General features: G+C 65.7%; 27 protein-coding genes. 14 read left to right on the top strand and 13 right to left on the bottom strand.

Annotated elements, in window-relative coordinates; translation table 11 throughout:
- Positions 1-6 precede the first annotated feature (6 nt).
- Positions 7-630 carry a cutinase family protein gene (locus AWC06_RS13505; protein ID WP_227370969.1) on the top strand — a complete coding sequence of 208 codons (624 nt, stop codon included), beginning with the start codon at positions 7-9 and terminating at the stop codon, positions 628-630.
- A 1-nt stretch (position 631) separates the two neighbouring features.
- Here the strand turns inward: AWC06_RS13505 and truA are convergent, their stop codons facing one another.
- The 8 genes from truA to infA all read right to left on the bottom strand — a co-directional run bounded on the left by truA (position 632) and on the right by infA (position 5,122).
- Positions 632-1,486 carry a tRNA pseudouridine(38-40) synthase TruA gene (gene truA, locus AWC06_RS13500; RefSeq protein WP_085198316.1) on the bottom strand — a complete coding sequence of 285 codons (855 nt, stop codon included), beginning with the start codon at positions 1,484-1,486 and terminating at the stop codon, positions 632-634.
- Positions 1,467-2,042: a 50S ribosomal protein L17 gene (rplQ, locus tag AWC06_RS13495; RefSeq protein WP_085198313.1), complete on the bottom strand. Its 576-nt coding sequence runs from the start codon at positions 2,040-2,042 to the stop codon at positions 1,467-1,469. Before rplQ ends, truA begins: the two co-directional genes overlap by 20 nt.
- 27 nt (positions 2,043-2,069) lie before the next feature.
- On the bottom strand, positions 2,070-3,113 hold the full coding sequence (locus AWC06_RS13490) for a DNA-directed RNA polymerase subunit alpha (protein WP_085198310.1): 1,044 nt from the start codon (positions 3,111-3,113) through the stop codon (positions 2,070-2,072).
- Positions 3,114-3,185: 72 nt separating this feature from the next.
- Complete coding sequence (rpsD, locus tag AWC06_RS13485; RefSeq protein ID WP_085198307.1) at positions 3,186-3,791, bottom strand: 30S ribosomal protein S4; 606 nt, start codon at positions 3,789-3,791, stop codon at positions 3,186-3,188.
- A 9-nt stretch (positions 3,792-3,800) separates the two neighbouring features.
- Positions 3,801-4,217, bottom strand: coding sequence for a 30S ribosomal protein S11 (rpsK, locus tag AWC06_RS13480; protein WP_085198305.1), 417 nt, complete (start codon positions 4,215-4,217; stop codon positions 3,801-3,803).
- Between the two features lie 3 nt (positions 4,218-4,220).
- Positions 4,221-4,595, bottom strand: a complete 375-nt coding sequence (rpsM, locus tag AWC06_RS13475; RefSeq protein WP_085198302.1) for a 30S ribosomal protein S13 — start codon at positions 4,593-4,595, stop codon at positions 4,221-4,223.
- A 166-nt stretch (positions 4,596-4,761) separates the two neighbouring features.
- Positions 4,762-4,875 (bottom strand): 50S ribosomal protein L36, encoded by a 114-nt coding sequence (gene rpmJ, locus AWC06_RS13470; protein ID WP_003879483.1) that lies wholly within the window; start codon positions 4,873-4,875, stop codon positions 4,762-4,764.
- Between the two features lie 25 nt (positions 4,876-4,900).
- Entirely contained in the window at positions 4,901-5,122 is a 222-nt protein-coding gene (gene infA / locus AWC06_RS13465; protein ID WP_003418601.1) for a translation initiation factor IF-1, read from the bottom strand.
- 280 nt (positions 5,123-5,402) lie between these two features.
- On the opposite strand from infA, the gene AWC06_RS13460 reads away from it, so the two are divergent.
- The 10 genes from AWC06_RS13460 to AWC06_RS13415 all read left to right on the top strand — a co-directional run bounded on the left by AWC06_RS13460 (position 5,403) and on the right by AWC06_RS13415 (position 12,762).
- The gene (locus AWC06_RS13460) at positions 5,403-6,260 is read left to right on the top strand and encodes an LLM class F420-dependent oxidoreductase (RefSeq protein WP_085198300.1); all 858 of its coding nucleotides are present in this window, start codon (positions 5,403-5,405) and stop codon (positions 6,258-6,260) included.
- Entirely contained in the window at positions 6,257-7,123 is an 867-nt protein-coding gene (locus AWC06_RS13455; protein WP_085198297.1) for an LLM class F420-dependent oxidoreductase, read from the top strand. The genes AWC06_RS13460 and AWC06_RS13455 overlap by 4 nt, the downstream gene beginning before the upstream one ends.
- Before the next feature lie 133 nt (positions 7,124-7,256).
- Complete coding sequence (rfbB, locus tag AWC06_RS13450) at positions 7,257-8,252, top strand: dTDP-glucose 4,6-dehydratase (protein ID WP_085198294.1); 996 nt, start codon at positions 7,257-7,259, stop codon at positions 8,250-8,252.
- A 1-nt stretch (position 8,253) separates the two neighbouring features.
- Positions 8,254-8,856 (top strand): dTDP-4-dehydrorhamnose 3,5-epimerase, encoded by a 603-nt coding sequence (gene rfbC / locus AWC06_RS13445; protein WP_085198291.1) that lies wholly within the window; start codon positions 8,254-8,256, stop codon positions 8,854-8,856.
- Positions 8,857-9,037: 181 nt separating this feature from the next.
- Positions 9,038-9,598, top strand: coding sequence for an MPT63 family protein (locus tag AWC06_RS13440; RefSeq protein WP_085198289.1), 561 nt, complete (start codon positions 9,038-9,040; stop codon positions 9,596-9,598).
- A 93-nt stretch (positions 9,599-9,691) separates the two neighbouring features.
- Positions 9,692-10,051 (top strand): hypothetical protein, encoded by a 360-nt coding sequence (locus tag AWC06_RS13435; RefSeq protein ID WP_085198286.1) that lies wholly within the window; start codon positions 9,692-9,694, stop codon positions 10,049-10,051.
- A gap of 47 nt (positions 10,052-10,098) precedes the next feature.
- The gene (locus AWC06_RS13430; protein ID WP_139820051.1) at positions 10,099-10,578 is read left to right on the top strand and encodes a hypothetical protein; all 480 of its coding nucleotides are present in this window, start codon (positions 10,099-10,101) and stop codon (positions 10,576-10,578) included.
- A gap of 36 nt (positions 10,579-10,614) precedes the next feature.
- A complete protein-coding gene (locus tag AWC06_RS13425; protein ID WP_085198282.1) occupies positions 10,615-11,520 on the top strand; it encodes an RNA polymerase sigma-70 factor in 906 nt (301 codons plus the stop codon).
- 4 nt (positions 11,521-11,524) lie between these two features.
- Positions 11,525-12,331, top strand: a complete 807-nt coding sequence (locus tag AWC06_RS13420; protein WP_085198280.1) for an SDR family oxidoreductase — start codon at positions 11,525-11,527, stop codon at positions 12,329-12,331.
- Positions 12,328-12,762 (top strand): hypothetical protein, encoded by a 435-nt coding sequence (locus AWC06_RS13415; protein ID WP_085198277.1) that lies wholly within the window; start codon positions 12,328-12,330, stop codon positions 12,760-12,762. Before AWC06_RS13420 ends, AWC06_RS13415 begins: the two co-directional genes overlap by 4 nt.
- Here the strand turns inward: AWC06_RS13415 and AWC06_RS13410 are convergent.
- The 5 genes from AWC06_RS13410 to AWC06_RS13390 form a co-directional block, all read right to left on the bottom strand.
- Complete coding sequence (locus AWC06_RS13410) at positions 12,755-13,201, bottom strand: Rieske (2Fe-2S) protein (protein ID WP_085198275.1); 447 nt, start codon at positions 13,199-13,201, stop codon at positions 12,755-12,757. The genes AWC06_RS13415 and AWC06_RS13410 overlap by 8 nt on opposite strands.
- Positions 13,198-13,614, bottom strand: coding sequence for a hypothetical protein (locus AWC06_RS13405; RefSeq protein WP_085198273.1), 417 nt, complete (start codon positions 13,612-13,614; stop codon positions 13,198-13,200). The genes AWC06_RS13410 and AWC06_RS13405 overlap by 4 nt, the downstream gene beginning before the upstream one ends.
- Positions 13,611-14,549, bottom strand: coding sequence for a metallophosphoesterase family protein (locus AWC06_RS13400; RefSeq protein ID WP_085198271.1), 939 nt, complete (start codon positions 14,547-14,549; stop codon positions 13,611-13,613). Before AWC06_RS13400 ends, AWC06_RS13405 begins: the two co-directional genes overlap by 4 nt.
- Before the next feature lie 95 nt (positions 14,550-14,644).
- Complete coding sequence (locus AWC06_RS13395; protein ID WP_085198268.1) at positions 14,645-15,337, bottom strand: Rieske (2Fe-2S) protein; 693 nt, start codon at positions 15,335-15,337, stop codon at positions 14,645-14,647.
- A complete protein-coding gene (locus tag AWC06_RS13390; protein ID WP_085198266.1) occupies positions 15,334-15,876 on the bottom strand; it encodes an RNA polymerase sigma factor in 543 nt (180 codons plus the stop codon). Before AWC06_RS13390 ends, AWC06_RS13395 begins: the two co-directional genes overlap by 4 nt.
- A 161-nt stretch (positions 15,877-16,037) precedes the next feature.
- Between AWC06_RS13390 and AWC06_RS13385 the strand changes: the two genes are divergently transcribed.
- From AWC06_RS13385 to AWC06_RS13375, 3 genes are all read left to right on the top strand, one after another.
- Positions 16,038-16,265 carry a deoxyribodipyrimidine photolyase gene (locus AWC06_RS13385; protein ID WP_085198264.1) on the top strand — a complete coding sequence of 76 codons (228 nt, stop codon included), beginning with the start codon at positions 16,038-16,040 and terminating at the stop codon, positions 16,263-16,265.
- An 89-nt stretch (positions 16,266-16,354) separates the two neighbouring features.
- Positions 16,355-17,887 (top strand): CoA-acylating methylmalonate-semialdehyde dehydrogenase, encoded by a 1,533-nt coding sequence (locus AWC06_RS13380; protein ID WP_085198261.1) that lies wholly within the window; start codon positions 16,355-16,357, stop codon positions 17,885-17,887.
- Between the two features lie 7 nt (positions 17,888-17,894).
- On the top strand, positions 17,895-19,061 hold the full coding sequence (locus AWC06_RS13375; protein WP_085198260.1) for an acyl-CoA dehydrogenase family protein: 1,167 nt from the start codon (positions 17,895-17,897) through the stop codon (positions 19,059-19,061).
- Positions 19,062-19,069 lie beyond the last annotated feature (8 nt).

Here is a 19,069-nt window from a genome sequence, read left to right as displayed (position 1 = left end):
CCCGATGTGAGTGCTCTCAGCGCAATCCGCGCCGCCAGGTTTGCAGCCGCCGCATCGGTCGCCGCGGGGCTGCTGATCGCGCCAGCGGTAGCACCCATTCCGGCGCCGCCGATTCCGGTGGCGTCAGCGGACTGCCCGGGTGCGGAGGTCGTTTTCGCCCGCGGGCGAGAGGAGCCACCCGGACTCGGCGCGGTCGGCGACGCGTTGCTCAATTCGCTGCGCGCAAAGGTACCGAACATGTCGATCGGGGCCTATGGCGTCAACTATCCGGCGAATATCAGCGTCAGCAGCGGCGCCAGCGATATGGGCGCCCACGTTCAATCCATGGCCGGAAGTTGCCCGAACACCCGCGAGGTGCTCGGCGGCTATTCCCTGGGTGCCGAGGTGGCTGACCTCGCGACGTGGGGCCGTATACCGCCTGGTGTGGATCAGCACGTCGCAGCCGTCGCCTTGTTCGGCAATGGCACCCGGCGCATCGCCCCCGCCTTCGTCGGTAAGACGATCGACCAGTGCGCGCAAGGCGATCCGATCTGTGGGAGAGGCACGAACTGGTCCTCGCATCTGCAGCCCGCCTACATCAACTCCGGGCTGGTCGATCAGGCCGCCGGCTTTGTCGCCGGCAAGCTCTAAATCAGCTGCGCGAGCGCAGATCGCGGGTGATCACCGTCCGCGCCTGCAGTTCGCTGTCGGGCGGATAGTCCACGCCGACCAGCGTCAGACCGTGGGCCGGAGCGGCGGTGAAGTCGCTGGACCGGCTTGTGGCGCTGAGCAACTCGCGGCACCAGTCAGCGGGGCGGCGGCGTTCGCCGACGGCGAGCAGGGCCCCGACCAATGAGCGCACCATCGACCAGCAGAACGCGTCCGCGGTGACGTATGCGGTGACAAGATCGCCCTCACGTGACCAGTCCAGCCGCTGCAGCTCGCGAATGGTGGTGGCACCGTCGCGGTGTCGGCAGAACGCGGCGAAGTCGTGCAATCCCAACAGGTCTCGTGACGCCAACGCCATCGCGTCCACATCCAGCTCGCGCGGCCAGCCGGTGACGTAGCGGGCCTGGTGCGGCTCAACCCCGTAGGGCGCAGTCGACAGCCGGTAGATGTAGTGGCGGCGCAGCGCCGAGAATCGCGCATCGAAACCCGCTGGCGCGCGGACAATTTGGCGGATCCTGACATCCTCGGGCAGGAAGCGGCCCAGCCGCCTTAGCAGCGGTAGGAATTCCGGGTCAGCCGGGCGGCGCGAACGAGGATAGGCATAACGCAAGGCGTCGGCCGGCACATCCACGTGAGCCACCTGCCCGGCGGCGTGCACGCCGGTGTCGGTGCGCCCAGCAGCGCGTAGCCGCACCGGCGTGCGAAACACCGTCGAGAGCGCCTCGTCGAGCACACCGGCAACGGTCCGTCGCCCCGCCTGCACTGCCCAACCGGCGAACTCCGTTCCGTCGTAGGCAATGTCGAGCCGAAGACGAACCTCAGGACTCGTCGGAGTCAGCCTCTTCTTCGGGTTGGGGCGCCGCGGCCGCGGCTTCGGGCGCGGCTGCCTCCGGGGCCTCCTCGGCGTCCGGGCCGACCGCAGCCTCCGGTTCGACAGCGGCCTGCGGGGCGGCCGCCGCAGCCTCCGGGGCAGCCTTCTTGGCCGCCGCCTGCGAGGCGGCAGCGCGGCGTGCCCGGTTGGCCTCCGAGGTGACCGTCTTCTCCTGCACCAGCTCGATCACGGCCATCGGAGCGTTATCTCCCTTGCGCGACTCCACCTTGATGATGCGGGTATAGCCGCCGTCGCGGTCGGCGAAGAACGGCCCGATCTCGGCGAACAGGGCATGCACCACGTCCTTGTCGCGGATCTTCTTGAGCACCTCGCGCCGGTTGTGCAGCGTGCCCTTCTTGGCGTGGGTGATCAGCTTCTCCGCGTAGGGCCGCAGTGCCCGGGCCTTCGGCTCGGTGGTCTTGATCCGACCATGCTCGAACAGCGCCGTGGCCAGATTGGCCAGGATCGCCTTCTGATGCGACGACGACCCGCCGAGGCGACGGCCCTTGGTGGGCTTGGGCATTGCAGACGCTCCTGTCTTGACTCGCTCTTAGAGCTGTTCGGTTTCGGCGTAGTCCTGATCGTCGTAGCCGCCGTCGCTGGACCAGGTGCCGGTGGCGACGTCGTAACCCGCGACCTCCGACGGGTCGAAGCTGGCCGGGCTGTCCTTGAGCGACAGACCGAGCTGGTGCAGCTTGACCTTCACCTCGTCGATGGACTTCTGGCCGAAGTTGCGGATGTCGAGCAGGTCGGACTCGGTGCGCGACACCAGCTCACCGACGGTGTGCACACCCTCGCGCTTGAGGCAGTTGTACGAGCGCACGGTCAGATCCAGGTCGTCGATCGGCAGCGCGAACGACGCGATGTGGTCGGCCTCGGCGGGCGACGGCCCGATCTCGATGCCCTCGGCCTCCACGTTGAGTTCGCGTGCCAGCCCGAACAATTCGACCAGGGTCTTACCCGCCGACGCCAGCGCGTCCCGCGGAGTGATCGAGCTCTTGGTCTCGACGTCGAGGATCAGCTTGTCGAAGTCGGTGCGCTGCTCGACACGGGTGGCGTCCACCTTGTAGGTGACCTTCAGCACCGGCGAGTAGATGGAATCCACTGGGATACGCCCGATTTCGGCGCCCGACGCCTTGTTCTGCACGGCCGGCACGTAGCCGCGGCCACGCTCGACGACCAGCTCGACCTCGAGCTTGCCCTTGTCGTTCAGCGTCGCGATGTGCATGTCCGGGTTGTGCACGGTGACGCCGGCAGGCGGCACGATGTCACCTGCGGTGACCTCGCCCGGGCCCTGCTTGCGCAGGTACATGGTGACCGGCTCGTCTTCCTCGGAGGACACCACCAGGCTCTTCAGATTCAGGATGATGTCGGTGACGTCTTCCTTGACGCCGGGCACGGTGGTGAACTCGTGCAGCACACCGTCGATGCGAATGCTGGTGACCGCCGCGCCGGGTATCGACGACAGCAGCGTGCGGCGGAGCGAATTGCCAAGCGTGTAGCCGAATCCCGGTTCCAGCGGTTCGATGACGAACTGCGACCGGGTATCGGTGACGGCCTCTTCGGACAGTGTGGGTCGCTGTGAGATCAGCATGGTGTTTCTTCTCCTTCTCGGCACCCGCTATTTGATGCCGCTTAGGTGTCCTGCACCGGCGGTGCAGGGGTACTACTTCGAGTAGAACTCGACGATCAGCTGCTCGGCGAGCGGCACGTCGATCTGCGCCCGCTCGGGCAGTTGGTGGATCAGGATGCGCTGACGCTCGCCGACCACCTGCAACCAGCTGGGGATCGGGCGATCGCCCGCGGTTTCGCGCGCAATCTGGAACGGCACCGTGTTCAGCGACTTCTCCTGCACGTCGATGATGTCGTGCTGCGACACCCGATAGCTCGGGATGTTCACCTTGACACCGTTGACGGTGAAGTGGCCGTGGCTGACCAGCTGACGGGCCATCCGACGGGTGCGGGCGATACCGGCCCGGTAGACCACGTTGTCCAGCCGGCTCTCCAGGATCTGCAACAGCTCCTCACCGGTCTTGCCGGGACGGCGCACGGCTTCCTCGTAGTAACGGCGGAACTGCTTTTCCATCACGCCGTAGGTGAAGCGCGCCTTCTGCTTCTCCTGCAGCTGCAGCAGGTACTCGCTCTCCTTGATCCGCGCGCGGCCGTGCTGGCCGGGCGGGTAAGGACGCTTCTCGAACGCTTGGTCGGCGCCGACGAGGTCGGTGCGCAGCCGGCGCGATTTGCGAGTGACGGGTCCGGTGTAACGAGCCATTGCTATCTCCTAAACCCTGCGGCGCTTGGGTGGGCGGACACCGTTGTGCGGCTGCGGGGTGACATCGGAGATCGCCCCGACCTCCAGCCCGGCGGCCTGCAGCGACCGGATGGCGGTCTCGCGGCCCGAACCCGGACCCTTGACGAACACGTCGACCTTGCGCACGCCGTGCTCCTGCGCTTTGCGCGCGGCATTTTCGGCGGCCAGCTGCGCGGCGAACGGCGTCGACTTGCGGGAACCCTTGAACCCGACGTGCCCCGACGAGGCCCAGGCAATGACGTTGCCCTGCAGGTCGGTGATCGTCACGATCGTGTTGTTGAACGTGCTCTTGATGTGGGCGGCGCCGTGCGGAACGTTCTTCTTTTCCCGCCGCCGGGTCTTCTGACCCCGCTTGGGCGCGGCGGCTGCCTTCTTGGCTGGTGGCATGACTTACCTGGCCTTCTTCTTGCCTGCGATGGTGCGCTTGGGACCCTTGCGGGTGCGCGCGTTGGTCTTGGTGCGCTGACCGCGCACAGGCAGGCCGCGGCGATGCCGTAGCCCTTGGTAGCAGCCGATCTCGATCTTGCGGCGAATGTCGGCCTGCACCTCACGGCGCAAGTCACCCTCGACCTTCAGATTGGCCTCGATGTAGTCGCGCAAGTGGGTCACCTGGTCGTCGGTGAGGTCCTTGGTGCGCAGATCCTTGTCGATCCCGGTGGCGGCCAGGATTTCGTTCGAAAGGCTACGGCCGACGCCGTAGATGTAGGTCAACGCGACCTCCATGCGCTTGTCGCGCGGCAGGTCGACGCCCACAAGTCGAGCCATGGGTGGCATTCCTTCTCTTCGCGGAGGTCTGGTCCCAGTCCGTTCCCGGCTGACTGCTCCGGGGTCCGGCCTCCGTTCCGGACGTGGATGAGCTGGCCCATCTCTACAGATGCCAGCCGCTCAGTGGTACTGGGAGGTCTGCATTCAGTTGTTTGTCTGCGTCAGGTCAGCCCTGGCGCTGCTTGTGGCGCGGATCTGAGCAGATCACCATGACCCGCCCATGCCGGCGGATCACCCTGCACTTGTCGCAGATCGGCTTGACGCTCGGGTTCACCTTCACGGCTGTTGTGATCCTGTTCTGTTCGCTACTTGTACCGGTACACGATGCGGCCCCGCGACAGGTCGTAGGGCGACAGCTCCACCACGACGCGGTCCTCGGGCAGGATGCGGATGTAGTGCTGCCGCATCTTGCCGCTGATGTGGGCAAGCACCTTGTGGCCGTTCTCCAGCTCAATGCGGAACATCGCATTGGGCAGGGGCTCGACCACGCGGCCCTCGACCTCTATGGCGCCGTCCTTCTTGGCCATAACTTCGGTAAATCCTCGTTTCGTATGGTTCGCAGCTGCGCCCGCTTCGGCGCAGCATTCGCCCGACTTGAAACGTGAGCCGGTGCTAGAAAAATTCCGGGAATTCCGCGAATTCCTAGGGACTGGGCACGCAAAAGTCGGCGCGGATGACGCACCGTTGCTCCACGATACCCGGTCATTCGCCCTGGTCAAAATCGCTGTGAGAGGAATTTCGGGCGGTCGTCGGCGGTCGATGACGGCCTGCCGGAATAGCGGCACCACCCGGCGGGTTGGAGACACCATGACTGATGCTGCTGCAAGTTCCCAAGCGAGCAAGCCCAACCTTGGCCGGTTCGGATCATTCGGCCGCGGCGTCACGCCCCAACAGGCCAAAGAGATCGAAGCCCTGGGCTATGGGGCGGTCTGGGTGGGCGGCTCACCGCCTGCCGAGCTGGAGTGGGTCGAGCCGATCCTCGAGCAGACCACCACGCTGCAGGTGGCCACCGGCATCGTCAATATCTGGTCGGCGCCGGCAAAACCGGTCGCCGAGTCGTTTCACCGCATCGACCGGGCCTACCCGGGCCGCTTCCTGCTGGGCATCGGCGTCGGCCATCCCGAGGCGATCAGCGAATACCGCAAGCCCTACAACGCGCTGGTGGAGTACCTCGATCAGCTCGACGACTACGGCGTGCCCGCCCACCGTCGGGTGGTTGCGGCGCTGGGTCCACGAGTGCTCCAACTATCGGCGGAGCGCAGCGCCGGGGCGCACCCCTACCTGACCACGCCCGAGCACACCGCACATGCCCGCGAGCTGATCGGCCCATCGGCGTTTCTGGCGCCCGAGCACAAGGTGGTGCTGACCACCGATGCGGACCACGCCCGCGCCGTCGGCCGCAAGGCGCTTGACATTTACCTCAACCTTGCCAATTACCTGAACAACTGGCGACGGCTCGGATTCACCGACGAGGACGTCACCCGCCCCGGTAGCGACCGCCTCGTCGACGCACTCGTCGCCTACGGCAGCACCGATGCGATCGCTGCACGGCTGAACGAGCACCTCGACGCCGGGGCGGACCATGTGGCTGTCCAAGTCCTGACCCGACCTGAAAAGCTGGTCCCGGTGCTGGCCGAGCTGGCCGGACCACTCCGACTCCAATGACCGACGCCGTTCCACTCAAGCCTGACCTGGGGTCCTATGGCGTGTGGCTGGGAGCTCGCTCCATCACTCCCGGTCTCGCCAAGCAGATCGAATCGCTCGGCTATGGCGCGGTGTGGGTGGGCGGATCACCCGATGCCGATCTGTCATGGGTCGAGCCCGCTCTGGCGCAAACCTCGTCGCTGCAGCTGGCCACCGGGATCATCAACATCTGGTCGTCGCCGGCCGACACCGTTGCCGAATCGTTCCACCGCATCGAAAAGGATTACCCGGGACGGTTTTTGCTGGGGATCGGGGTAGGCCATCGCGAGCACACCCAGGAATACCGCAAACCGTACGACGCTCTCGTCAGCTATCTCGACGAACTCGACGCCGCATCGGTGCCGACCAGCCGGCGGGTGCTCGCGGCGCTGGGGCCCAAAGTGCTGGCCCTGTCCGCGGAGCGCAGCGCCGGCGCCCACCCGTATCTGACCACACCCGAACACACCGCACAGGCCCGCGAACTGGTGGGCAACACGGTGTTCCTGGCGCCCGAACACAAGGTGGTTCTCAACGTTGATGCCGGAGAAGCGCGCGAGGTCGGCCGTCAAAGCGTCGGTTTCTATTTCGACCTGAGCAATTATGTCAACAACTGGCGCCGGCTGGGATTCACTGCGAACGATGTTCGTAAACCCGGCAGCGACAAGCTGATCGACGCCGTGGTGGCCCACGGCACGCCGGAGGCCGTCGTTGCGCGACTCAATGAGCATCTGGATGCCGGGGCCGACCACGTGGCGATCCAAGTTCTGGGCGCCTGGGCCGAAGACAAACTGCTGGCCGCGCTGACCGAACTGGCAGGTCCGCTGGGCCTGACGCCCACCAGCTGAACCCGTCCCGCCCGTCGAGCGTGCGTCCACGGCGGAAAAGTCGCCGGATTTCCGCCCTCAGCGCACAGCCAAAGCCATGCGCGCACACTCAAGTGCCCGGAGCGAACAGTCGACACTCGGTTAGGGTTGGCCCATGCGACTGCTGGTCACCGGTGGCGCCGGTTTCATCGGCGCCAATTTCGTGCACACGACGGTGCGCGACCACCCGGAAGACTCGGTGACGGTGCTGGACGCCATGACATACGCCGGCAGCCGCGAATCACTCGCGCCGGTCGAAAACGACATCAGGCTGGTGCAGGGCGATATCACCGACGCCGACCTGCTCGCCCGGCTGGTCGCCGACGCCGACGCCGTGGTGCACTTCGCAGCCGAAACCCACGTCGACAACGCGTTGGCCGACCCGGCGCCGTTCCTGCACGCCAACGTGATGGGCACATTCGCCGTTCTGGAAGCGGTACGGCGGCATGGGGTGCGGCTGCATCACGTCTCCACCGACGAGGTCTACGGCGAGCTTGCGCTCGACGATCCGCGGCGGTTCACCGACGCCACGCCATATAACCCGTCGAGTCCCTACTCGTCGACCAAGGCCGCCGCCGACATGCTGGTGCGGGCCTGGGTGCGCTCCTACGGCGTGCGCGCAACCATCTCGAACTGCTCCAACAACTATGGGCCGTATCAGCATGTGGAGAAGTTCATCCCGCGCCAGATCACCAACGTGCTCACCGGACGGCGGCCCAAGCTGTACGGCAGCGGGTCCAATGTCCGGGACTGGATCCATGTCAGCGACCACAACGACGCGGTCCGTCGGATCCTCGAGGCCGGGGAGGCCGGCCGGACCTATCTGATCGGCGCCGAGGGCGAGCGCAATAACCTATCCGTGCTGCGGATGCTGTTGGAGATGATGGACCGTGATCCCGATGACTTCGACTACGTTGTCGACCGCGCCGGCCACGACCTGCGCTACGCCATCGATCCTACCCCGCTGTGCAACGAATTGGGTTGGGCGCCAAAGCATACCGACTTCGCAGAAGGCCTGCGAGCCACGATCGACTGGTATCGCGAGAACGAGTCATGGTGGGGTCCGTTGAAGGATGCCGTCGAGGCCCGCTACGAAGCGCGCGGTCAGTGACATGGACGTGCGTGAACTTGCCATCCCCGGCGCGTGGCAGATCGTTCCGCAGCTGCACTCCGATTCGCGGGGGCTGTTCTTCGAGTGGCTCACCGACCGGGGTTTCACCGCGTTCGCCGGTCACCGGCTGGATGTTCGGCAGGCCAACTGCTCGGTTTCGGCGGCCGGTGTGCTGCGCGGCCTGCACTTCGCACAGCTACCCCCAAGCCAGGCCAAATACGTGACATGCCTTGCCGGTTCGGTGTTCGACGTCGTCGTCGACATCCGAGTGGGCTCACCGACATTCGGCCGTTGGGACTCGGTGCTGCTCGATGATCGCGACCGCAGGTCCGTATACATCTCCGAGGGCCTCGCGCACGGTTTCGTTGCGCTAGAGGACAATTCGACCGTGACGTATCTGTGCTCGGCTGAATACGATCCACAGCGCGAGCACACGATCTGCGCCACCGATCCGGCGTTGGCGATCGACTGGCCGCGCGGTCACGAACTGGTGTTGTCGGATCGCGACGCCGCCGCGCCACCTCTGGACGAGGTCCGCGCCGCCGGATTGCTGCCGGCCTGGGATGAGACCCGCGCGTTCGTGGACAGCTTGCGCCGCCGCTAGGTCGATGGCGGCCCGACTTTCGCGATAATCTCGGACCGTTTGCGCAGGTAGCGGGGCCGGACATGGCATTTCGCCATGCCGTCATGTTTGAGGTTCCCAGCGATTGGTTATGTCAGTTCAATGCGTCAGCAGCCCATTGGGTAGCGCGCGGACGACATCGAAAAGATTGAAGGAGCCCATCGTGAAGTTCACAACGACCACAGCCAAGACGGCCGTCGGTGCCGCGGCAATAGCTGCGGCAAGCGTTTTCGCAGTCGCGCCGGCTTCGGCCGCACCGCCAAACGTCCAGGGGTTCGGTTCTAGCGAACAGCTGATCGACGGGCCGATGGTTACCACCTATACGGTGAGCAACCTGCAGCCCAGCAACGTGTCGATTCCCGGCTACACCCCTAAAGGAACGCTCTACCAGGCAGACATCACCGCCAGGTCGGACGGCGGAACCGTCACCCCGATGGTGAGAAACTTCAGTGCCCGCGGGCCCAACGGTCAGACCTACAAGCTGATCGACAAGGTTGAGGTCCCGAATGGCCTTAACCCGGCGCCTATCCCCCAAGGCAGCGAATCGAGGGGCACCCTGTACTTCGACGCGACGGGCGCACCGCCGAATGGGGTCGTCTACAACGACGGACTGCAAGACATTCTGATCTGGACGTCGAACGTGCCGGGGGCCGCGGCGCCTGGCGCACCGCCGAACACTGGTCCGGCACCGGGTGCGCCCCCTGCCCCGGCGACACACACCTGATCCGGTTGCAAATACCTCCCCGCGCCCTAGGGGCGCGAGGAGGTATTGCCGTTTTCGAGTCCTCCCAGGTCATGCGGGAATAACCTGCGGACTATGAAACGAGGCATCGTTGCATTAGCAACGATCGCGCTGATGTCGGGCGGTTTGGGCCTGGTCGGTTTGGAACTCGGTCCCGGCACCGCCCATGCCTACACCTATGGCCCATTCCAATGGTGCCCAGGGCAACCCATGCCGAATGATCCACCGCGGTCGGATGCCGATCTGGTGTGGGACATGAATGTGTGCCACACCTACTACTTCGACTACGACGTGCGGACTAAGGCTCCTGCTCACTACTGGGAGGGGCCCAACCTCTTCCCGACACCGATTCCGCCGCCTCCGCCGCAGCCTTTACCGCCGGATTGCCCCCCGTGGTCTCCCATCTTGGCGCCCTCGCGGTGCGGCGGCCTCTGACAATCGCGTTGCTTGTGCGCCCGTCATCGGCGGACAAGACTGTGGTGATGACCGATCGAGTCAACGCCACCGATGACGAAGCCGTGCGCCTGTGGGTGGAGTCTTACCAGGGCGAAGTGTTGGGCGAGTTGTACTTTGCCCACGTGGCGAAGCGCTTAACGGACCCGGCGCAGCGCGCGAAGATCGACCTTTTGACCTGCCTCGAGCGCAGCACCAAGGAGCTGCTGGAGCCGGTGATCAGGCGCCTCGGGGTGGATGCGCAGCCCGACCAGGCCACCGTCGACGCCGTGGGCAACGTCACCGACGTCGACTACCTGCCCATGTTGGAGAGCTTCGTCGGGGCCGCCGCCCAGTACCTCCCTCGGTACGCGCGGCTTCGCTCGTTGGTCGAGCCTGCCGACGCCTCGATCGTCGACCAGCTCATCGCCCACGAGCTCGCGTTCGAGTTGTTCGCTCGCCGCGAATTGGCCGGTGAGAACGAGACGTCGACCGAGCCGATCCACGCGCTCAGCCACGTGACCTGCTGATAGCGGCCGGTCTGCCGGCCATGGCAGGCTGGCCAGATGACCGCGGTCGCCGAAGAGTTCGAAGCTCAGCGATCGCATCTGTTCGGACTCGCCTACCGCCTCCTCGGGTCGGCGACCGAAGCCGAAGACGCGGTACAAGACGCGTATCTGCGGTTACACAACGCGGACCGGGCCGCGATCGCGTCGCTGCCGGCCTGGCTCACCAAGGTCGTCACGAATTTGTGCCTCAATCGTTTGACGTCGGCTCGCGCGCGCCGCGAGGTCTACGTCGGGCCCTGGCTGCCCGAGCCCGTGCTCACCGACCACGGTGCGCTCGGGCCGCTGGACACCGTGGAGCAACGCGAGTCGGTGTCGATCGCGCTGCTCACCCTGATGGAGCAGCTCGGCCCCGCTGAACGGGCCGCGTTCGTGCTCCGGGAAGCATTCGGATACAGCCACCGCGACATCGCGGAGATGCTGGGAACCTCCGAGGCCAATGCGCGCCAGCTCCATCGCCGGGCCCACCAACGGCTCGGTCGACCGGCGCCCCGCTTTCAACCGGACCCCGCGCGGTGGCGCACAACCGTCGACCGGTTCTTCACCGCGACCCGCAGCGGCGATGTGGCGACGCTCGTCACGATGCTGACCTCCGACGTGACCTCCACCGCCGACGGCGGCGGGAAGGTGAGCGCCGCTCGGCGCCCCGTGACCGGCCGCGACCGGGTGTCCCGCTACGTCGCGGGCGCCTTCGGCCGCCCGTCGGTGCCGTCCATACGTCTGGATGTCGCCGAGGTCAACGGCGAGCCCGCGCTGCTGGGATTCGTCGAGGCGACGCTGGCCGGTGTGCTGTTCTTCGAGGTCGACGACGGCCGGATAGCCGCCTTGCGGATTGTGGCCAACCCCGACAAGCTTCGGTTCGTGGCCGCTCAGTTGTCACAAACCACGGGCCGATCCGGTTCATGAGGACGTGAGCACAGTTCTGGTAACCGGCGGCACCGGCACCCTGGGCCGCGTCGTCGTCGAGCAACTCGTGGCCGCCAACGCAAACGTGCGCATCCTCAGCCGCGGACGACGCCCTCGCCTCGCCGACGTCGAGCATGTCACCGGCGACTTGCGCACCGGCGCCGGGCTGGAGGCCGCCATCAATGGCGTCGACACCATCGTGCAGTGCACCGAACATGTGGATCGCCTGGTCGCGGCGGCGAAACAGGTCGGCGCCCCGCATCTGGTGTACACCTCGATCGTCGGCATCGACCGTGTCCCGTTCGGTTTCTACCGGCGAAAACTGGCCGACGAAGAGTTGATCGCGACGTCCGGGCTCCCCTGGACCGTGTTGCGGGCGACGCAGTTTCACGATTTGATCGCTGTGTTGCTGCGCATGGTGGCGAAGTCGCCGGTGATGCCGCTGCCCGCAGGCTGGAGTTTCCAACCGGTCGATGTGCGAGAGGTGGGCAAGCAGCTGGCCACCCTCGCGCTGGCCGAACCAGCCGGGCGCGCACCGGATTTCGCCGGCCCACAAATCCGGGCGCTCGACGACCTCGCCCGAACCTACCTGGCGATTGTCGGCAAGCGACGGGCTCTGCTCCCGGTGTGGCTGCCGGGCAAGGTATTCCGTGCGTTTCGCGCCGGCCGCCACCTGGCACCCGAGCACGCGGTCGGCAGCGTGACCTTCGAGCAGTACCTCACCGAGCAGCTCGCGACGGGCCAGCTCCCCTACGACGACGCCCTGCGCGCTTACCTGCCTCTGCGACGACCGAAGAAGGAGCGGCGATGAAGCTCACCAATGTGCCGCTGCGAGTTGGCATGTGGTTCCTCGTCTTCGTCGAGCTTGCCGTCGGGGTGGTCGCGACACTGACCCCACGGGTCTTCTACGACGACGTCCCGTGGGTGAGCCTCGCGCCGCCGTTTTCCGAACACCTGATGCGCGACTACGGTGCTATGAACCTGGCGCTGGGTGTGGTGTCGCTGGTTGCCGCGATTACCATGGAACAGCTGATGGTCCGCGTCGCGCTGGTCGCCTACCTGGTATTCGCCGTCCCCCACCTGGTGTTTCACGTAACCCACCACCAGCACTACACGGCGACGGAGGCGATCACTGAAACCACGGCCCTCGTGATCGCGGCGCTGCTTCCGGTGGTCCTGCTCGCGCTCACCGGTGAGCGGCCGCGCGTCGGCGGCCGAGCAGATAGGCCAAGCGTTAGCTGATTGTCAGGATGTCCCCGTTGAGGGTCACGGTCTTCTCTGGCAGTGGCTTGGTCGTCGGGCCGTGGGCGACCGAGCCGTCGGTGATGCTGTATTTACTGCCGTGGCAGGGACATTGGATGGTGTCATCTTTGACGGTGTCTACCTGACAGCCCAGGTGCGTGCACGTCGCGCTGAAGGCTTTGAATTCGCCGGGTCGCGGCTGGGTGATCACGGTGTTCTGGTCTTCGAGGATTGTGCCGCCGCCCACCGGTACGTCGCTGGCCTTCAGCGGTCCCGACCTTGTCGGCACGCTCTCTTCGGTGCCCGCCGTGCTGGTCGATGTGGATTCCGGCTGGTTGCCACCGCATGCCGCAAGGAATGCTCCCGCACCCAAGGCACCGGCGCCGAGCAGCACGTCGCGCCGGGTGGCCATGGGGTGTCCCGGTGGAGTTTCGGTCATTTTGCACTTCCTTGAGCAGCGTTCGCGTTTGTCTGTTTCGCGCTGAGGAAGACAGCAGCGGCGACCAGCACCACGGTGAGCCCCTCGGTGATGGCGCTGAGCGCCGCTTGAGGTGCCGGGTCCCATCCGCTCTCGGTGAACCCGAACAGCCCGACGGTGCGCGAGAGCGCAAACGCGATCAGGGTGCCGACCGACAACACCGCGCCGATCCACGACAACCAAGCGGGCGCGCCAACCAGGATCAACACGGCAAGTGCGCAAAAGGTACTGGCCTGAAACAAAAATGCCGCGCCGACGGTAGGAATGTTGCGGTAGCCGTCAATATACAGATCGGCGTGGATAACCCCGCTGACCGCCAGGCTGGCACTGATGGCGACCCTGACGGCCCATTGAATGGCAGTTCTGTATTTCATTGCAGTTTGTCCTCTTTCAGCGCCAGAGTCCGATGGCCCTTGGTATAACCGACCTCGCGGACTCCTAGCGCGTCGCGCAGCTTGCCGGCGGGCAGCGTGACGGGCCTTGGTCCCGGGCCGTCACCGGGGTGCGGCAACGGATAAGCCGTAGTGGTACCGCTGTAGAACGTCACATTGCCTTCAGTCTTGGTAAACAGTTGGTGCACATGGCCATTGAGGCACGTGACCGACGAGAACCGCTTCAGGTAGCTCAGCGCCCGGACGGCGTCATCGGTGCCCCAGCCCCAAGCGGGGTACATCGCGAACAGCGGGATATGGCTGAACACGACGATCGGGGTATCGGCAGGCAGGCCCGCGACGTCCTTTTCGATGAACTCCAGCTGATCGTTGCCCAGGTGACCAAGTTTCTCGAGATTCAGCGTGTTAACCAGCCCGATGAAGTGCACGCCGCCGGTGTCGAAGCTGTACCAGCCCTCGCCGCGGGTTCCCGCGCCGAAGGTTTTGCGGTACCTCTGGCCGGCGTCGTCGCTCGAGTCATGCTCGCCGGGCACCGTGAACACGTGCGGGGTTTTCAGACCGGTCATCATTTGCTTGACCTGATCGAACTGCTCAGGGGTGGCCAGATGAGTGAGGTCGCCCGTGTGGATCACAAAGTCCGGGGTGTAGCCCAGACCGTTGACCTGATTGATGGCGTCGCTGAAGGTGTCAGCGACATTCCGGTTGGCGGCGCCCTGAAACCCGATGTGGCTGTCGCTGATCTGCACGAACCGCAGCGTCGGGCGCGACACCGGCGGGGCACCACCGCCAGTGCCCGCGACATGGGAGATGACCTCGCCGCCAGCCACGGTGAGCACCACGGCAGCGCCGAACCACGCGCTGTGACGCATCAGCTCACGCCTGGTCATCGTGTGCGGATCACGCTGTTCACCCGTCATGCGGTCACCACCACGGCGTTTACTCCTCCTAGCTCATTGACGGCGCCCGCTCCGCGGACGTCACCACAAGATAGGGAATTGGGTTACACCGTGGGTTACACCGGCTTGGCGTGCGGCGCCGGAGCGAACACCTCGATCACGCCGTCGTGTTCGCGAACCATCAAGGCGGGCAACGGTTTGGGTGCGATCGGCAATTGATGGGTAAGCACCTGGCCGGCGGGTGAAAACGACGTCGAATGGCATGGGCAGCGCAGCCGGTCATCGGGTGCGTCGAACCATAGCCGGCAGCCCTGATGGGTGCATACGCCCGACACGGCCTCCGGTTTGCCGTTCACACGGCGGACGAATCCGACGACCGAGCCAAGGTCGAACCCCCGCATGCCGCCGTCGGGCAGCTCCGCGCTGGCCGCCACCCGCGCCCACCGACCGGCATTGGGGGTGAGCTCGCCGGAATCATCGCCACCGGGGATCCCGGGCGACACGGCGCGATCGATAGATACCGCCGCCACCGCGCCGACGGCGGCCGCGGACGTGCCGACGATCACCTGCCTGCGCGTGGCGTTGGGTTGCTGCACCGGCTGTGCGCTGGCGCCGTCTAGCTGTGCCGCCAAACGGCGATGCAGATCGGTGAGGAACTCCTGGCTCGGCGCGTCACTGCCCAGCCGCGCCGCGCGCAGATCGATGGCCGTGCGGAGCTGCGCCGCGTCGAAGTCGTCGGGCCGAAAAGGCTTGGGGCGACGGCCCCGCAGCAGGTCGTCGACGTATCTGCGCAATGCACGCGCGTTCATGATTTGCCCTTCTCGTTGACCTGTGCGGCCAGCCGTAGCGCTCGATGCTGGAGCACCTTGGCGTTGGCGACGCTGACCCCGAGTTCTGCGGCCGATTCCTTGATCGAATTGCCTTGCAGAAACCGCAGTTCCAGAATCCGGCGGTACTGGTCGGGCAACCGCTCGAGAACCTCGGCCACGCGTTGCGGGGCGGTGCTGATCGCTTCCTCGCTGTCGGGCGGTTGCTCGATGTCGTCGTCGATCGAGGTGATCTCTCGTCCCATCGTCTCGCGCCAGTGTGCAGCCAGCACCGTTCGTGCGGTGGCCCGTAGGTAACCGCGAACCTCGCCGACACTGGCCGTCAAGCGCAGCGGGCGTAGCGCGGCCAAAAACACCTCGGCGGTGAGGTCCTCGGCGTCGGCACGGTTGCCGACCCGCGCGAAGATGGTGCGGTATACCCATGTCGCGTTGTCCTGATACACCGCCTCCCAGTCCGGGTAGCCGCCGTCGGGCACCGCGCGCAGCGGCCGCGGGTCGACCGGTTCGCCGTGTGCGGTCACATATCGCCTGCCTGTCCGGAGTCGAGTGCAGAGAGAATGCTGAGAATAGTTGCCGCGTCACCGTTCCATATCGGTTCGGGTTACAGCCGCTTAGCTTCGTCTCGGCCCGGGTACCCGCATCCGGACCGGCGCCCATCACCACAGGACACGAGGAGGTCCGCATGCTGCATCAGTTGGTGCTAGCAGCACAAAGCCAGCCGGAGGCCGCGGGTCTCATCCTGCGTGGAATCAAGGGGATCTTCGTCGCGATCGGCAGCGTCATCGCCGCGATCGTTTGCGCCGCGATCGCTGCGATGAAGGGCCGCAACCCGCTCGGTTGGGGCATCCTTGGGCTGTTTTTCAGCATCCTGACCCTGATCGTGGTGATCGTGATCCCGTCCAAGAAGTAATCGCGACCAGCGTTCGCACTGGCTTGCCACCAAGCCGCTCTGCTTACTAGGATGTCCTAGTATCCGTTTTCACATGTTCAGAGGGCCCCATGACCACACAGATTCCGCATTTCATCGATGGCCGGCGCACCGCCGGGCAGTCCGGTCGCACCGCTGAGGTGTTCGATCCGAACACCGGCCAAGTGCAATCGCTCGTGCCCATGGCAAACAACAGCGAGATCGACGCCGCGGTGGCCTCGGCGGCGCAGGCGCAACGGGAGTGGGCGGCGTTCAACCCGCAGCGCCGGGCGCGGGTGATGATGCGATTCATCGAATTGGTCAACGAGCATACGGATGAGTTGGCCGAACTGCTTTCTCTGGAGCACGGCAAGACGCTGGCCGACTCCCGCGGCGACATTCAGCGCGGCATCGAGGTGATCGAGTTCTGCATCGGCATCCCGCATCTGCTCAAGGGCGAATACAGCGAAGGCGCCGGTCCGGGCATCGACGTCTATTCGTTGCGTCAGCCATTGGGAGTGGTGGCCGGTATCACACCGTTCAACTTCCCGGCGATGATCCCGTTGTGGAAGGCCGGCCCGGCGCTGGCATGCGGAAATGCGTTTGTGCTCAAGCCTTCTGAGCGAGACCCGTCGGTGCCGGTGCGCCTGGCCGAGCTGTTCATCGAGGCTGGCCTGCCGCCCGGGGTGTTCCAGGTCGTGCACGGCGACAAGGAGGCCGTCGACGCGATCCTGACCCACCCGGATATTGCCGGCGTCGGTTTTGTCGGCAGCTCGGATATCGCCCAGTACATCTATGCGACGGCGACGAGCACCGGCAAGCGTGCTCAGTGCTTCGGCGGCGCGAAAAACCACATGATCGTGATGCCCGACGCCGACCTGGACCAGGCCGTCGACGCGTTGATCGGCGCCGGATACGGTAGCGCCGGGGAGCGCTGCATGGCGATCAGCGTTGCGGTGCCGGTCGGCGAGCAGACCGCCGACCGCTTGCGCGCCAGGCTGATTGAGCGCATCAACAACCTGCGGGTCGGCCACAGCCTGGACCCCAAGGCCGACTATGGACCGCTGGTCACCGGCGCTGCCCTGAACCGGGTGCGCGACTACATCGGCCAGGGCGCGGCCGCCGGTGCCGACCTCGTGGTCGACGGGCGCGAGCGCGCCAGCGACGACTTAACATTCGGTTTGAAAGAAGGCGAAGCCAATCTGGAGAGCGGATTCTTTATCGGGCCCACACTGTTCGACCACGTCACCCCCGACATGTCGATCTACACCGACGAGATCTTCGGGCCGGTGCTGTGCATGGTGCGCGCCCACGACTATGAAGAGGCGCTGCGGCTGCCCACCGAGCACGAGTACGGCAACGGCGTGGCGATTTTCACCCGCGACGGCGACACCGCGCGCGACTTCACCTCACGGGTACAGGTCGGCATGGTCGGAGTCAACGTGCCCATCCCGGTCCCGGTGGCGTACCACACCTTCGGCGGATGGAAGCGCTCCGGTTTCGGCGATCTCAATCAGCACGGCCCGGCGTCGATCCAGTTCTACACCAAGGTCAAGACCGTCACCTCACGCTGGCCGTCCGGCATCAAGGACGGCGCCGAATTCGTCATCCCGACAATGAAGTAGCTCCACGATGCAATTCTTTGGTCTGGACGACGACGAGCGGGTGATCACCGAGACGGCGGCCGCGTTCGCCGACAAGCGGCTCGCACCGCACGCCCTGGAATGGGATGCCACCCAACATTTCCCGGTCGACGTGCTGCGCGAGGCCGCGCAGCTGGGCATGGCTGCCATCTACTGCCGCGACGACGTGGGCGGCAGCGCACTGCGCCGCCTCGATGGCGTGCGGATCTTCGAACAGCTGGCCATGGCCGACCCGACCACGGCCGCATTCCTGTCCATCCACAACATGTGCGCCTGGATGATCGACAGTTTCGGCACCGAGGAACAGCGCAAGCTCTGGGTGCCGCGGCTGGCGTCGATGGACGTCATCGCCAGCTACTGTCTCACCGAACCAGGTGCCGGCTCGGACGCCAGCGCTCTGCGCACCCGCGCGGTCAAGCAGGGCGGCGATTACGTGCTCGACGGCGTCAAGCAGTTCATCTCCGGCGCGGGAGCCTCCGATGTCTACGTGGTGATGGCACGCACGGGAGGCGACGGCCCGCGCGGCATATCGGCCTTCATCGTCGAAAAGGATAGTCCCGGGCTGAGTTTCGGCGCCCACGAGGAGAAGATGGGCTGGAACGCGCAGCCGACCGCGCAGGTGATTCTGGAAGGGGTGCGGGTTCCTTCCGAGGCGATGTTGGGCGGCGCCGACGGCGAAGGCTCCGGTTTCGGCATTGCGATGAACGGGCTCAACGGCGGGCGGATCAACATCGCCGCGTGCTCGCTTGGCGGGGCGCAGGCCGCGTTCGACAAGACGTCGTCGTATCTATCCCAGCGCGAGGCGTTCGGCGCGGCTCTGCTCGACGAGCCGACCATCCGGTTCACCTTGGCCGATATGGCCACCGCGCTGGAAACGTCGCGAATGTTGTTGTGGCGGGCTGCAACCGCGTTGGACACCGACGCCGAGGACAAGGTCGAGTTGTGCGCGATGGCCAAGCTCTACGTCACCGACGCGTGTTTCGACGTCGCGGACAAAGCCCTGCAGTTGCACGGCGGCTACGGTTATCTGCGCGAGTACGGTTTGGAAAAGATCGTCCGCGATCTGCGAGTGCACCGCATCCTGGAGGGGACCAACGAAATCATGCGGGTGGTCATCGGCCGTGCTGAAGCGGCCCGGGTTCGCGCCAGCGCGTAGGCTACGAC

Source organism: Mycobacterium fragae, assembly GCF_002102185.1.
GTDB lineage: Bacteria > Actinomycetota > Actinomycetes > Mycobacteriales > Mycobacteriaceae > Mycobacterium > Mycobacterium fragae.
The sequence above is the reverse complement of the archived record's forward strand: the minus strand, read 5'-3'. Positions and strand labels throughout refer to the sequence as shown.

Excerpts from the sequence above, each read along its gene's own strand:
- AWC06_RS13435 (WP_085198286.1), top strand. The coding sequence starts at position 9,692 with ATGAAACGAGGCATCGTTGCATTAGCAACGATCGCGCTGATGTCGGGC.
- AWC06_RS13405 (WP_085198273.1), bottom strand. The coding sequence starts at position 13,614 with ATGAAATACAGAACTGCCATTCAATGGGCCGTCAGGGTCGCCATCAGT.
- AWC06_RS13385 (WP_085198264.1), top strand. The coding sequence starts at position 16,038 with ATGCTGCATCAGTTGGTGCTAGCAGCACAAAGCCAGCCGGAGGCCGCG.
- AWC06_RS13460 (WP_085198300.1), top strand. The coding sequence starts at position 5,403 with ATGACTGATGCTGCTGCAAGTTCCCAAGCGAGCAAGCCCAACCTTGGC.
- AWC06_RS13490 (WP_085198310.1), bottom strand. The coding sequence starts at position 3,113 with ATGCTGATCTCACAGCGACCCACACTGTCCGAAGAGGCCGTCACCGAT.
- AWC06_RS13425 (WP_085198282.1), top strand. The coding sequence starts at position 10,615 with ATGACCGCGGTCGCCGAAGAGTTCGAAGCTCAGCGATCGCATCTGTTC.
- rfbC (WP_085198291.1), top strand. The coding sequence starts at position 8,254 with ATGGACGTGCGTGAACTTGCCATCCCCGGCGCGTGGCAGATCGTTCCG.
- AWC06_RS13430 (WP_139820051.1), top strand. The coding sequence starts at position 10,099 with ATGACCGATCGAGTCAACGCCACCGATGACGAAGCCGTGCGCCTGTGG.
- AWC06_RS13455 (WP_085198297.1), top strand. The coding sequence starts at position 6,257 with ATGACCGACGCCGTTCCACTCAAGCCTGACCTGGGGTCCTATGGCGTG.
- rfbB (WP_085198294.1), top strand. The coding sequence starts at position 7,257 with ATGCGACTGCTGGTCACCGGTGGCGCCGGTTTCATCGGCGCCAATTTC.
- AWC06_RS13380 (WP_085198261.1), top strand. The coding sequence starts at position 16,355 with ATGACCACACAGATTCCGCATTTCATCGATGGCCGGCGCACCGCCGGG.
- infA (WP_003418601.1), bottom strand. The coding sequence starts at position 5,122 with ATGGCCAAGAAGGACGGCGCCATAGAGGTCGAGGGCCGCGTGGTCGAG.
- rpsK (WP_085198305.1), bottom strand. The coding sequence starts at position 4,217 with ATGCCACCAGCCAAGAAGGCAGCCGCCGCGCCCAAGCGGGGTCAGAAG.
- AWC06_RS13395 (WP_085198268.1), bottom strand. The coding sequence starts at position 15,337 with ATGAACGCGCGTGCATTGCGCAGATACGTCGACGACCTGCTGCGGGGC.
- AWC06_RS13375 (WP_085198260.1), top strand. The coding sequence starts at position 17,895 with ATGCAATTCTTTGGTCTGGACGACGACGAGCGGGTGATCACCGAGACG.
- rplQ (WP_085198313.1), bottom strand. The coding sequence starts at position 2,042 with ATGCCCAAGCCCACCAAGGGCCGTCGCCTCGGCGGGTCGTCGTCGCAT.
- rpsM (WP_085198302.1), bottom strand. The coding sequence starts at position 4,595 with ATGGCTCGACTTGTGGGCGTCGACCTGCCGCGCGACAAGCGCATGGAG.
- rpsD (WP_085198307.1), bottom strand. The coding sequence starts at position 3,791 with ATGGCTCGTTACACCGGACCCGTCACTCGCAAATCGCGCCGGCTGCGC.
- AWC06_RS13415 (WP_085198277.1), top strand. The coding sequence starts at position 12,328 with ATGAAGCTCACCAATGTGCCGCTGCGAGTTGGCATGTGGTTCCTCGTC.
- AWC06_RS13410 (WP_085198275.1), bottom strand. The coding sequence starts at position 13,201 with ATGACCGAAACTCCACCGGGACACCCCATGGCCACCCGGCGCGACGTG.
- AWC06_RS13400 (WP_085198271.1), bottom strand. The coding sequence starts at position 14,549 with ATGACGGGTGAACAGCGTGATCCGCACACGATGACCAGGCGTGAGCTG.